Below are 12,683 nucleotides of genomic sequence, written 5' to 3' on the forward strand. Positions count from 1 at the left end.
AGCCTCTTCGCTGGGATCGGCGTCAGACCGGGCGCCCGGTCGGAGGCCTTACCAGGACGGCCAGCCGGCGCACCGCGTCGGGGCGTACCTCCGGGTGTGGGTGGGCGATGATCCGCTCCAGCTCCGCGCGCCGGCCGGCACGCCGGGCGCGACCGGCCCGCCATAGTCGGGGACCGGCCTCGGCGAGCAGGATGGCGCGACGCCGGTCCCCGGCGCTGAACCGGCGTCGCTCATGGTGACGCACCCGGACCGCGTGGGCGTCCCCCCGCCCACGGCCGGCGGCCCACCGCCCTGGCCGGGCGGCGAGTGGCACACCTCAGGTGCCGTAGACCTCCACCTCGTAGAGGCGGGCCGCCGCATCGGTGGTCTGCGTCGGGGTGAGAATGTTCAGCCGCAGGTACCTACCGGTGGCCGTGACCGGCGTGTTGGTGACGTCAGCGGTGTTGCCCCGGACCTGCGCGGCACTCGTCCAGGTGGAGCCGTCCGCGGACACCTGCACGTCGAAGTCCCGGGTGTTCCAGGCGCGGTCCTCGCCACCGGCGCCGGCGTGGTAAACGGTGACCGTCTGGATGGGGTGGGTGCCGCCCAGGTCGATGCGGAGGAACTTGGTCGCACCACCCGAGCACCACTTGTCGGAGGTGCCGCCGGTGGTGCTGCCGTTGACGGCCTTCTCCGGCCCCTCCGTGCTGGCGCACTGCGAGTCGGCGGTGGCCGGCCGGTTGAGCGCCAGGTTGGTCGGGCCGCTGCCGCCGTACACCTCGAACTCGTCGATCCGGGCCGCGGTGTTCCCGTTGTTGGTCGGGGTGCTGACGTTCAGGCGGACGTAGCGGGCCGTCGCCGCGGACATCGGGTGGTACGTGCGGCTGGACCGGTTGCCGGACACCGTCGCCCGGGTCGTCCAGGTGCTGCCGTCGGTGCTGGTCTGGATGGTGAAGCCGCCGGTGTTCCAGCCGGTGTTCTCGGCACCGAGTCCGGCGTGCTTGACGACGAAGGACCCGACGGTCTGGTTCGTCCCGAGGTCGACCTGGAGGATTTTCGTGCCGGCAGCGAGGGAACACCACTTGCTGGTGCTGCCGAGCCGGCCGTCGAACGCCTTCTCCGGGCCTTCGGTCGCGGCGCACGGGGTCGAGCCCGTCGCCGGTTTGCCGGCGGCCAGGTTGGGGCCCAGGTCGGGAGCGGCGGGCGACGGGGTGAACCCGTCGGTGAACGACGGCGGCACATCGGCGGGGTTGGTGCCCCACGACGACGGCGAGCCGCCCATCGTGTACGACAGCGTCGCCCCGCCGGCGAGGTCGCCGTACCGCAACCAGGCGCGCTGGGTCGATGTGCCGTTGACCGACAGGTTCTGGACGTACTGGTTGCCCTGCCCGGCGCTGGCGGCGTTGATCTGGAGGTCACCGGCCGGCCGGTCGACCAGGATCGACGGGAACAGCGGGCCGTGCAGGGCCAGGGTGTCCGCGCCCGGTGTCGGCGGATACATCCCGAGCGCGGACCAGACAAACCACGCGGAGGTGGCGCCGAGGTCGTCGTTGCCGGGCAGGCCGCCGGCCCCGGTGGTGAACGACTCGTTCATCACCCGCCGGACCGCGGCGCTGGTGCCGGCCGGCGCGGCCGCGAAGTGGTACGCCCACGGCACCCCGTGCTCCGGCTCGTTGCCGATGTAGAAGTACGGCTGCGACTGGCCACCGTTGGTCTGGGTGAAGTGGTGGTCCAGCCGTTGGAGCGCGGTCTGCCGCCCGCCCAGCAGGTTGATCAGGCCGGTGAAGTTGTAGGGCACCATCCAGGTGTACTGCGAGGCGTTGCCCTCGACGTAGTTGGACTGGCTGGCGGGGTCGAGCGGCCACGGCCAGGTGCCGTCGGCGTTGCGCGGGTGGATGTAGCCCGACTCGGTGTTGAAGACGTTGCGCCACCATTGGGCGCGCGCCATGTGGGTGTCGTACGTGGCGGTGTCGCCGAGGGCCCGGGCGAACTGGGCGACGGCGAAGTCGCTCGCCGAGTACTCCAGCGAGTCGGAGGGGTCGCCGTCGATGTACTGGCGCTGGACGTAGCCGCTCTGCCGGCCGCGGATGGGGCTGCCCTGCATGGTGCCGCCGTTGGAGCTCTTCTTCATCAGCGCCAGGGCGGCGGCGGTGTCGAAACCGCGGGCGCCGAACTGGTAGAGAGTGTCCACGATGATCGGCCCGGGGTCGCCGGTCATGACGAAGGCTTCGTTGGTGTTGTGCGACCACTTGGGCAGCAGGCCACCCTGTTGGCCGTCGAGCACCATGGACTTGGCGATGTCGGTCGCCTCGGCCGGCGCGATGAACGCGATCAGCGCCGCCCAGGAGCGGTAGATGTCCCAGCCGGAGTAGTTCTGGTAGACGGTGTGGCCGGCGGTGTGGATGGCGTTGTCGAAGCCGCGGTACTGCCCGTTGACGTCGTTGGACACGTTGGGGTTGATGAAGACGCGGTAGAGCGCGGTGTAGAACTTCTGCAGGTCGGCGGCGGATCCGCCGGTGACCTGCACCCGGTTGAGGATCGCGTTCCACTCGGCGTCGGCGCGGGAGCGCACCGCGTCGAAGTCGAAGTTTGACTGCTCGGCGGCGAGGTTGGCCTGGGCGCCGGCCTGGCTGACGAACGAGATGCCGACCCTGACCTGCACGACCGGGTTGGTGGACGTGTCGAAGGTCAGGTATCCGCCGGCGTTCGTGCCGCTGGTGGTGGTGGAGCCGGCGCTGACGGTGCCGCCCAGCCAGGTGCCGACGCCGGTCGGGGCGCGGTCGAACTCCATCCGGTAGAAGATCTGGTAGGTCTTGGAGTTGCCGCAGAAGCCACCTCCGGTGACGCTACCGGTCACGGTGGAGCCGCTGATCGTGATCGAGCCGCTCCGGCTGCCGGTGGCGCTGCGACTGGTGTTGATCAGGACCCGCGCCGTGTTGGTCGACGGGTAGGTCAGGCGCAGGGCGGCGGTGCGGGTGGTGGCCGAGGCCTCCACGCGGGTGTTGCCGTAGTTGCTGAGCACCGCCTGGTAGAAGCCGGGGCCGGCCTGTTCCTGGCTCTTGTTCTGGGTGGCGCGGTAGGACGTCCAGGCGGTGCCGGGTGAGGTGCCGATGGCGCCGGTCATCGGCAGGATGCCGAGGTCCTCGTTGTTCGCGCAGCCGGCACCGTTGAAGTGGGTGAGGCTGAACTCCTCGATCTGGGCGTCGCTGTACCGGTAACCGGACGGCGAGGCGGTGGGCGTGTCCGGGCTGAGCTGCACCATCCCGAAGGGCTGCACCGGGCCGGGAACGGTGCTGCCACCGGCGCCACCTGGGACGGGGTTGGGGGCGCTGCTGTCGTCGGTGCCGATGAACGGGTTGACGTACTGGGTGAGGTTGAGCGGCGCGGCTTGGGCGGGTGAGGCGACGGCGAGCAGGGATGTGCCGGCGACGGCGGTGGCGGCCAGCAGGCCGAGCAGACGGGACGGGCCTGGTCGGAACATGTCCGGTACCTCCTTGGGGTGCACGGGTGGCAGCCTCAGTGACAACGTTGTCATTGAACGCTGTCGAATTCCTGTGTAGACCTTTCAAGAGGCAGGTGTCAATGAGAAGCCGACGGGCTCAGCCCGCGTCCGGTCAACCCGCAGGGGGGCGCTCACCCGAGCCACGGGCGAGCAGCCGGGTCGGCAGCACCACCCGCCGGGCCGGTCCACGGTCGCCGTCGATCCGGGCCAGCAGCAGCTGCGCCGCCTGGCGTCCCATCTCCTCCGGGTCGTGCACGATGACACTCACACCCAGCACCTCACCGAGGTCCAGGTCGTCGAAGCCGACCAGGGCCGGTGATGCCGGGTGACCGCGCAGCGCCCGCAGAGCTCCGCTGGTGATCCGGTTGTTCATGGTGAACAGGGCGGTCGGCGCGGGGATGCGGCTCAGCAGCTGGTGCACCGCCCGCTCGGCGGCGTCCACGTCGTGCGCGCTCTCCACGAGGTACCCGGCCCAGTCCGCAAGCCCGGCGGCCTCCATCACCTCGGCGAATCCCGCCAACCGGTCCCGGTGGGTGCTCAACCCAGGCAGGTCCCCCACCACCCCGATCCGCCGGTGCCCGGCCGCGATCAGGTGCGCGCCGGCCTGCCGGGCACCACCGTGGTTGTCCAACAGGACCGCATCCGCAGCGAGGTCGACCGGGGGTCGGTCCACGAACACGAAGGGGATGCCGTGGCGGTGTTCGGCCTCGAGATAGCCGTGCTCGGTGGCACTGGAGGCGATCACCAACGCCCGGACCCGCCGCTCCAGCAGGGCGTCGGCGAGTCGGCGTTCCCAGTCCGAGTCCTCGTCGGTACTCGCGATGACCAATTGCAGACCGTGCATGCGCAGTTCGCGTTCGAGGCCACTGGCCAGGCGGGAGTAGAACGGGTTGGCCAGGTCACCGATGAGCAGGCCGACCAGTGTCGAGGTGTTGGCGCCCCGACGCAGCTCCCGGGCCACCCCGTTCAGTCGGTAGCCGAGCTGGTCGGCGGCGTTCCGCACCCGCAGCCGGGTTTCCGCGGCGACTCGCGGCTCGTCGCTGAGCGCGCGGGAAGCCGTCTTGACCGACACCCCGGACAGTGCGGCCACCTGCCTCAGGCTCGGCCGACCAGCGGTACGACCAACGGGCATGCCCGAGATTATGACATCGAGCGGCAACCCTGCCGCCGTGCCTCCAGACCACGCCCGTGCCGAGGTGGTGGTGCGCACCTCACGAACTTGCGGGACCGGAACTGGCTACCGCTATCCGAGCCGAACGCCGGATCGTCGTGGTGGATGCCCAGGGCGTTGATCAGATGCGCGCCGTCCCAGTCCCGCTGCGACACCGGATCTTTGCCCCAAGCGTGAAAGGCCTGCGGGGTGAAGCCCAGGACCCGGCAGGTCACCGCGACGGGGATGCCGTCCGCGGCCAGGTGGCAGCCCAGCGGGTAGGTCATTTTGGGGCGATCTCCCGGGTGAAGAACGCCGCCGCCGGCGCAGGATCTCGTTCTCCTGCTCGAGCAGCTTGTTCCGCTTCCGCAACTCCCGCGACGAGGGGTGGGGGCGATCGCGCCGGTGGTGCCCGGCTCGCGCTCGCTTTCGATGCCGTCGAGGACGCAAGCGATATGTCGGCGGGATCGACGGCGACCGGGCGGCGGGAGGCTATGGGCGTAGATACCGCCCGTGGGGTGGTGGTGGCGGGGTTGGCTTGCTGGGGCGGAATCGCCAGGAAATGGTGTCCGAGGTGGCGATCGCGGTGAGGATGACGATGGCTACGACGGCGATCAGGATCGGTGGCAGGAAGGCGACCACGGGCGCTAGCGCGACTAGGAGCAGCAGCCCGGTCACTCGGGAATAGGCGATGCGGCTGAAGGACAGGTAGTCGAGCCGGGCGCGGCCGGCCAGGTAGATGGCCGGTCCGCAGAGGATGACGGCGGACCAGACCAGGTTGGGTTCGGCGAACGGGTGGGTGATGATGATTTCGTCGCCGACCGAGCTGAGCACGATGCCGCCGGCCATGAGCAGGTGGGCGTAGGAGGCGGACCGGCTGAAGACGGCGGGGGCGGTGCTGGTGGCGATCACGGCCGGGAGCACTAGGCCCGCCCGGTAGAAGTAGATCCGCCACAGCAGTGTGGTGATGGCGAACGCCAGTACGAACGCGGTCACCCGGTCTCGTCCGAAGCCGAACGCGGCGAACTGCCCGCCCGAGGCCAGGACCGTCTCGCGAACGCGACGATCATGATCTGCTGGTAGCGTTCGGCGAGGTGCTCCGCGTTGACCGTCTGGGTGGCGATCCGGGCTGGGCCGAGTTTGGGTAGCCGGAAGTCCAGCCGGCTCATGGTGTAGCCGAGGGCCGCCGCGGCGAGCCAGATCACCACCCGGGTGATGTCCTCGGTAAGTGCGCCCACGATCCACAGCACTCCGGACAGACAGAACCAGATGAGCTGCTGCAGGGTGCCGATCGCCACCTCCCGACCGTGCAGCGCGACCGTGACGAAGAGGGCGCGGCCGACCTGGATGACGACGTAGGTGGCGGCGAAGATCATGCCGTTCTCTCCGAACGCCGTGGGCACCGCACCCGCCATGATCAAGGTACCGAGCATGATGGGGATGATCACGAGCTGGATCGCGGGTCGGGCGGGGTTGAGACGGTTCGTGGTCCAGGCGGTGAAGACCCACACCCACCAGAACGCGGCGAGCAGGATCACCGTGTGCAGGGCACCGAGCCAGGTGAGGTTGTGGAACAGGGTGTGCGAGAGGCGGGTCAGCGCGAACACGAGGATCACGTCGAAGAAGAGTTCGACGTAGGTCGCGCGCTGCGGTTCGGCGTGGTCCCGCAGTAGGTCGCCCGTGTTGCCTGCGGTCACGATACGCCCGTCCTGTCGGCTTTGCGGCGTCAGCACGTCAGTCGTACCACGGGGGTGGTGGCCTAACCTGGTGTTGCGCCCGCGAGGTGCTCGGGAAGGCGGGTGGCCGAGCCTTCTGGGCGTCGAGCTCATCGCGGGCGGGTACCTCGGATGGCCAATTTGGCCGAATTAACCGCAACGACGAGACGAAGTCGGTGACTGCTGTTCCGCTGCCGCCGCTACGGCACCGCTACCGTTGCTGACGGACCCGATGGAGGAGCAGCCGATGCGGCGGGCAGGCCGGCGACCTCCACGTCGACGGCGAGTAGCGCACCGTCGACGGGGCCGCGGGGCGCCAACCCCAGGGCGGCGGTGGTGACGAAGAGCCGGCGCAGGTCGGGGCCGCCGAGGCAGACGCTGGTGGGCTGGGCCGCGGCAAGGCGGATCTCGCGGTCCAGGCGCCCGTCGGGTCGGTAGCGGCGGACCGCGTGGCCGCCCCAGAGCGCCACCCAGAGATGCCCCGCGGCGTCGACGGTCATCCCGTCCGGGACGCCCTCCCCGGGCGACAGGCGCAGGAACGGTTCCCGGGCGGACAGGGCGCCGGTGGCCGGGTCCACCGTGAACCGGTCCACCTGACCGAGCGGGGTGTCCGCCAGGTACATGACGGCGCCGGTCGCGTCGAAGGCGGGCCCGTTGGTGATGGTCAGCCCGGTCACCGCCGCCTCGGGCGGGCCGTCGACCGGCAGGCGGTAGAGGGCCCCCGCGCCCGGGGTGGCGTCGTACGCCATGCTTCCCGCCCAGAACCGGCCATGCGGATCGGCCACCGCGTCGTTCATCCGGGCCCGGGCCGGGTTCTTTCCCTCGAGGTCCGCGACGAGTCGTGAGCCGCCGGCGCCCTCCAGCACCGCCACCCCGGTGCCGACCACGGCCAGCCAGTTGCCGGGCCGCCCGGCGATGGCGGCCACCGCACCCAGCGGGCCGTCCACCTTGCACACTTCGCGCAGCGGCGCGGGGGTGTCGCCGGTGGTCTCCAGGAGCCGTCCGCCGAGGAGGTCGACGAGCACGAGCCTGCCAGCCACCCAGCGAGCGCCCTCCCCCAGCTCGAGGCGGTCACTGCTCCAGGGGGTCGGTTCGGAAAACACCAGGTCTCCTCTCGGTCGTCAGCGGACGGCGCCGCCGGGCGCGTGGTCGAGCAGCGCCAGCTCGGCCCGGGTGGGCAGGCCCTCCCAGTCGCCCTGGGTGGCGACCGCGAAGGCGCCGGTGGTGACCGCCCGGTCGAGCCGGGCGTCGACCTCGGCGCCGTCGAGCAGACCGGAGAGCAGACCGGCCACGAAGGCGTCGCCCGCACCGACGGTGTCGACGACCGGCACCTGCCGGGCCGGCCGGTGCACGCTGCCGAGGTCGCTGTGACTGGTGGCGCCACCCGCGCCGTGCTTGACCACCACCTCCCGTACGCCGGCGTCGCGCAGGGCGCGACCGGATCGGCCGCGTCGGTGAGGACGCCCAACTCGTCGTCGGAGGCGACCACGAGGTCGATCGACGGCAGCAGCGGGCGCAGCGCCGCGGCGGCCTCGGTCGACGACCACAGCCGCCGCCGGTGGTTCACGTCCAGACAGACCAGGGTCCCGGCGGCCCGGGCCCGGGTCACCGCCGTCCTGACGGCCTCGTACGGCCCGGAACCCAGCGCGCAGGTGATGCCGGTGACGTGCAGGACGCGGGGTGGCGCCCCGGCACCGGTGAAGGCGGCGGTCAGGTCCGACGCGGCCAGCCGGGAACCGGCCGATCCGGTCCGGTGGTAGGTGACCCGGCTGATGTCGCCCACCCGGGACTCGAAGAGGATCAGTCCGGTCGGGGCGTCCGGGTCGACCCGGGCCAGGGTCAGGTCGACGCCCTCGGCGCGCAGTGTGCGCCGGATCAGCTCGCCCGGTTCGTCCGCCCCGGTGACACCGATCCAGCGGGCGCGGTGCCCGAGTCGCGCCAGGCCGATCGCCACGGTCGACTCGGCGCCGGCCACGGAGAGCTGGACCGGGCCGCCCAGCCGCAGTGGAGCCGAGGCCCGGAAGGCCGCCATGGTCTCACCGAGGGTGAGCACGTCGGTCACGACGGCGCCACCCCGGCGCGGAAGGCGGCGGCCCGGTCCCGCAACGCACCCAGGTCTCCGCCGCGCACGGCGTCGCCGAGCAGCGGTGAGCCGACCCCGACCGCGGTCGCGCCCCGGTCGAGGTACGCCCGCGCGCTGTCCGCGTCGACGCCGCCGACCGGCACGAACGCGGTCCGCGGGAACGGGTCCCGCAACGCACCCAGGTAGGCGGGCCCGCCGAGCGAGGCGGCGGGGAACAGCTTGACCGCGGCGGCCCCGCTCGCGTCGGCCTGTACCACCTCGCTGGGGGTCAGCGCGCCGGCGAGCACCGGCAGCCCCAGCCGGCCCGCCTCGGCGATGCTCGGTGCGAGCGCCGGGGTGACCAGGAAGGTGGCGCCGGCGTCGGCGGCCCGCTGGGCATCCTCGGCACTGAGCACCGTGCCGGCGCCCAGTCGGGCGTCGGCGCCGAGCGCGGCGCGGGCCCGGCGGATCGTGTCCAGCGCGCCGGCGCCGGTCAGCGACACCTCGATCAGGGCGATGCCGGCGTCGGCCAGGGTCAGCACCGAGGCCAGTGCCGCCGCCGGGTCCGGGCCACGGACGATCGCCAGCAGCCGGTGGGTCCGCAGGGAGTCGAGCAGGTTCATCGGGGACGGCCTCCGGATGATCGGTGTGCGGAGAGGGTCAACCGCCAGGTGACCTCGCCGCTCGGTGGGACTTCGGCGGCGTCGTCGGGTCCGGCTTCGGCGAGGTCGAAGGTGCCGCCGAGCAGGGGTTCGACGCCGATGCTGCGGTAGGGACCGTCGGTGGGCCAGCCGCGCAGGTTGCGCCAGAGCGCGGTGGAACGGGGTTGGCCGTCACAGTCGAGGTGCAGGGTGAGCAGGTCGGCGCCGTCGTTCACCCGCACGGTCGGGCAGCCGAGCAGCACCGCGCCGACCGCGGTGCCGTCGTCGGGGCCGAGCTGGTCCAGCGGCAGTCCGGCCGGCGTGGGCCACGTCCCGGACAGCCACGGGTGGCCGGCCGGCCACGGGCCGGCGGGCAGCAGCGCGGCGGCTTCCGGGTAGAGCCGGGTCGGGGTGCCGGCAGGCGCCTCCAGCCGGGCGGTGGGGGAAACGTCGAGCAGGGCGTGGGCCGCCCAGATGAAGCGGTAACCGGGATCGGCCTGGAGGCGGTAGTCGGCGACCACCACGCCGGACCGGTCGGTGAGCCGCCGGGTCAAGGTGAAGTCCGGGCGCTCGATGGTCGCGGCCCCCGGGCCGGTGGTGCGCCAGGGCCGGGACCAGACGTCGCCGTGGTCGGGTCGGCCGCGCACCGTCGGCAGGCACTCCTCCAGGCCGCCCGCGTCGACGAACGGATCACCGGCCAGCACCCCGTCCCGGCCGGTGTCCGGCCGCCGCCAGAGCCACTCCCGGCCGCCACCGCGCAGGGTCGTCCACCGGCCACCATGGCGGTGGTCCGAGCCGACGCGCAGCGGCACCGGGATCTCCGTCGCGGGGGTCTCCGGCAGCCGGTCGTCGGCGCTCACCATTCGGCGAAGGAGCCGTCGTCGTGGCGCCAGACCGGGTTGCGCCAGGCGTGCCCGGTCCGCGCGGCGGCGCGGACCGCCGCCTCGTCGACCGTGATGCCCAGGCCGGGCGCCTCGAACCGGTTGATGTGCCCGTCGACGAACTGGAACGGCGCCGGGTCGACCACGTAGTCGAGGAGTTCAGAGCCGGCGTGGTAGTGGATGCCGATGCTCTGCTCCTGGATGAGGAAGTTCGGTGTCGCGAGGGCCACCTGGAGGCTGGCGGCGAGCGCGATCGGCCCGAGCGGACAGTGCGGGGCGAGCACGGCACCGTACGTTTCGGCGAGGGCGGCGATCCGGCGGACCTCGGAGATGCCGCCGGCGTGGGAGAGGTCCGGTTGGACCACCGCTACGCCGGCCTGCAACGGTCCGAGGAATTCGGCGCGACCGTACAGCCGCTCGCCGGTGGCCACCGGGACCGGGGAGGCGGTGACGATGTCGTGCAGGTGGTGGGCCTGTTCGGCGAGGACCGGCTCTTCCACGAAGAGCGGTCGCAGGGCGGCAATCTCGGGCAGGATGCGACGCACGGCGGCGGCGCTGGCCCGGCCGTGAAAGTCCAGCGCGATGTCGCGGTTGTCGCCGAGCACCTCGCGGGCGGCGGCGACGCGGCTGACGACGGCGTCCACCTCGGCGGGGGTGGGAATCGCGGAGAGCCGACCGCAGGCGTTCATCTTGATCGCGGTGAGTCCGGCGGCGGCCTGCGCGGCGGCCGCCTCGGCGACCTCGCCGGGCTCGTCACCGCCGATCCAGGAGTAGACCCGGACCCGGTCGCGGACCGGACCGCCGAGCAGGGCGTGCACCGGGGCGCCGTACGCCTGCCCGGCGATGTCCCAGAGAGCCTGGTCGAGACCGGCGACGGCGCTGGACAGCACGGGCCCGCCGCGGTAGAAGCCGCCCTTGGTGAGGATCTGCCAGTGCTGCTCGATCCGGAGGGGGTCCTCGCCGATCAGGTACTCCGCCAGCACCTCGACGGCGCTGCGGACCACCTCGGCGCGCCCCTCCACCACGGGCTCGCCCCAGCCGACCAGCCCCTCGTCGGTCTCCACCCGGCAGAACAGCCACCGTGGTGCGACGAGGAAGGTCTCGATTCGGTCGATCTTCACCGGTTGCCCTTCTGCCCGCGTACCTTCTCGACGTCGCGCACCGCCTTCTCCAGCAGTCCCCGCATGGCGGTCTCGGCCGCGGTGGCGTCCCGCGCCCGGATCGCGTCCACCACGGCCCGGTGGCTCGGCACCGGGTCGTCGTGCGGTTCGCCGCCGTGCACCAGGCGGTCGCGTTCGGCGAGGCCGGTCTCCATGACCACCTCCATGCGCTCCAGCAACTCGTTGTGCGTGGCGGCGAGCAGCGCGCGGTGGAAGCTCAGGTCGGCGGCGACCGCGGCGGCCGGACGGCCCTTCGCGGCGGCCATCTCGTCCAGCGCGGCGTCCAGCGCGGCCAGGTCGTCGTCGGTGGCCCGGCCGGCCGCCAGCCGGACGGCAGCCGGTTCGATGATGCTGCGGACCTCGTGCAGCTTGTCGAGCAGCCGCGGATCGGCGCCCTCGGCGAACTGCCAACGGATCACGTCACCGTCGAGCAGGTTCCAGTCCGCGCGGGGGCGGACGAACGTGCCGCGCTTCTGCCGGGCGTCCACGATGCCCTTGGCGGCGAGCACCTTGAGCGCCTCCCGCAGCGCGGTGAGGCTGACGTCGAGCTCCGCCTGGAGTGCGGTGATGTCCAGCGTCGCGCCGGGGGCGATCTCTCCGGCGAGGATTCGGCGCGCGATGACCTCGACGGTCTGCCCGTGCAGGCCGCGGCGTGCGTACGTTGTCAATGCTCTTCGCACCTATCGCTCGTCTGTATCGATCGGTCAGGCCGAGGCTTTCACCGCGGTCCAGCCGCCGTCCACCACCAGGCTCGCGCCGGTGATGTAGCCGGCGTCCGGCGAGGCGAGGAAGGCCACGGCGGCCGCCACCTCGTCCGGCGTGCCGAACCGCCTGGCGACCGTCGCCGCGACGCTCCGCTGTCGGTCCGCTTCGGACACCTCCTCCCAGGCCGGGGTGAGAATCGGCCCCGGCAGCACGGTGTTCACCCGGACGTCCGGCCCGTACTCGACGGCGAGTTGCCGGCCGAGCGCGACCAGACCGCCCTTGGCGGCGGCGTAGGCCGGCCGCCCGGGCAGGCCCACCAGCGCATGCACCGAGGAGACCACCACCACCGCGCCGCGACCGGCGCGGAGATCGTCCAGGCAGGCCCGCACCCCGAGAAAGGCGCCGGTGAGGTTGACCGCGAGCTGGTGATCCCAGGACCGTCGGCTGGTCTCGTGGGCGGGGGCCGCCTCCACGGCGTAGGCGTTGCTGACCAGGATGTCGACCGGCCCGAACGCGCGTCGCACCGTTGCCACGGCGGCGGTCCAGTCGGCCTCGTCGGAAACATCGGCGACGACGGGAACCGCCCGACCGCCCGCGGCGGCGAGCTCCTCGGCGAGCGGCGCGGGATCGCGTACGTCCATCAGGCCGACGGCCGCACCCTCCGCCGCGAGCCGCCGGGCGGTGGCCGCGCCTATCCCGCCGAGCGCCCCGGTGACCAGCGCGGTCCTGCCCGCTAGTCGTCGCATGTGGTGGATCATCCGTCCGCCGAAACCTCGAAGATCTAATCATTAATTAGTAATACATCTTGACAGCTGCGGGCGGCGGATGCAACCTTCTGGCCACACCGTTCACATGACTGACACAACCGCGTTGTCACGCATCGTGTCA

General features: G+C 72.2%; 12 protein-coding genes and 2 pseudogenes. All 14 read right to left on the reverse strand.

Translation table 11 applies throughout. The features are described from left to right. Positions 1–22 precede the first annotated feature (22 nt). On the reverse strand, positions 23–244 hold the full coding sequence (locus tag JNW87_RS02875) for a hypothetical protein (protein WP_146231020.1): 222 nt from the start codon (positions 242–244) through the stop codon (positions 23–25). Between the two features lie 72 nt (positions 245–316). Next, the gene (locus JNW87_RS02880; protein WP_109801279.1) at positions 317–3,460 is read right to left on the reverse strand and encodes a GH92 family glycosyl hydrolase; all 3,144 of its coding nucleotides are present in this window, start codon (positions 3,458–3,460) and stop codon (positions 317–319) included. Positions 3,461–3,593: 133 nt separating this feature from the next. Beyond that, positions 3,594–4,571 (reverse strand): LacI family DNA-binding transcriptional regulator, encoded by a 978-nt coding sequence (locus JNW87_RS02885; RefSeq protein ID WP_236647489.1) that lies wholly within the window; start codon positions 4,569–4,571, stop codon positions 3,594–3,596. 161 nt (positions 4,572–4,732) lie between these two features. After that, a pseudogene (locus JNW87_RS02890) lies at positions 4,733–5,009 on the reverse strand (IS3 family transposase); the annotation flags it as partial. A 114-nt stretch (positions 5,010–5,123) separates the two neighbouring features. Then, positions 5,124–5,627, reverse strand: a complete 504-nt coding sequence (locus tag JNW87_RS39190; RefSeq protein WP_309233885.1) for a low temperature requirement protein A — start codon at positions 5,625–5,627, stop codon at positions 5,124–5,126. After that, the gene (locus tag JNW87_RS39195) at positions 5,624–6,328 is read right to left on the reverse strand and encodes a low temperature requirement protein A (RefSeq protein ID WP_309233886.1); all 705 of its coding nucleotides are present in this window, start codon (positions 6,326–6,328) and stop codon (positions 5,624–5,626) included. Before JNW87_RS39195 ends, JNW87_RS39190 begins: the two co-directional genes overlap by 4 nt. 218 nt (positions 6,329–6,546) lie before the next feature. Beyond that, positions 6,547–7,449 (reverse strand): SMP-30/gluconolactonase/LRE family protein, encoded by a 903-nt coding sequence (locus tag JNW87_RS02900; RefSeq protein ID WP_236647488.1) that lies wholly within the window; start codon positions 7,447–7,449, stop codon positions 6,547–6,549. An 18-nt stretch (positions 7,450–7,467) separates the two neighbouring features. Next, complete coding sequence (locus JNW87_RS39200; protein WP_309233887.1) at positions 7,468–7,749, reverse strand: PfkB family carbohydrate kinase; 282 nt, start codon at positions 7,747–7,749, stop codon at positions 7,468–7,470. Positions 7,750–7,850: 101 nt separating this feature from the next. Next, positions 7,851–8,378 (reverse strand): annotated as a pseudogene (locus JNW87_RS39205) (PfkB family carbohydrate kinase); the annotation flags it as partial. Positions 8,379–8,404: 26 nt separating this feature from the next. Next, positions 8,405–9,031, reverse strand: a complete 627-nt coding sequence (locus tag JNW87_RS02910) for a bifunctional 4-hydroxy-2-oxoglutarate aldolase/2-dehydro-3-deoxy-phosphogluconate aldolase (protein WP_109801262.1) — start codon at positions 9,029–9,031, stop codon at positions 8,405–8,407. After that, positions 9,028–9,912: a hypothetical protein gene (locus tag JNW87_RS02915; RefSeq protein WP_109801261.1), complete on the reverse strand. Its 885-nt coding sequence runs from the start codon at positions 9,910–9,912 to the stop codon at positions 9,028–9,030. The genes JNW87_RS02910 and JNW87_RS02915 overlap by 4 nt, the downstream gene beginning before the upstream one ends. After that, on the reverse strand, positions 9,906–11,051 hold the full coding sequence (gene dgoD, locus JNW87_RS02920) for a galactonate dehydratase (RefSeq protein WP_109801260.1): 1,146 nt from the start codon (positions 11,049–11,051) through the stop codon (positions 9,906–9,908). Before dgoD ends, JNW87_RS02915 begins: the two co-directional genes overlap by 7 nt. After that, positions 11,048–11,758: a FadR/GntR family transcriptional regulator gene (locus JNW87_RS02925; protein ID WP_238452914.1), complete on the reverse strand. Its 711-nt coding sequence runs from the start codon at positions 11,756–11,758 to the stop codon at positions 11,048–11,050. Before JNW87_RS02925 ends, dgoD begins: the two co-directional genes overlap by 4 nt. Positions 11,759–11,794: 36 nt before the next feature. Next, positions 11,795–12,541: an SDR family NAD(P)-dependent oxidoreductase gene (locus JNW87_RS02930; RefSeq protein WP_109801278.1), complete on the reverse strand. Its 747-nt coding sequence runs from the start codon at positions 12,539–12,541 to the stop codon at positions 11,795–11,797. Positions 12,542–12,683: the final 142 nt, after the last annotated feature.

Origin of the sequence: Micromonospora sp. ATA51 (assembly GCF_016802855.1) — a bacterium.
Classification (GTDB): Bacteria; Actinomycetota; Actinomycetes; order Mycobacteriales; family Micromonosporaceae; genus Micromonospora; species Micromonospora sicca.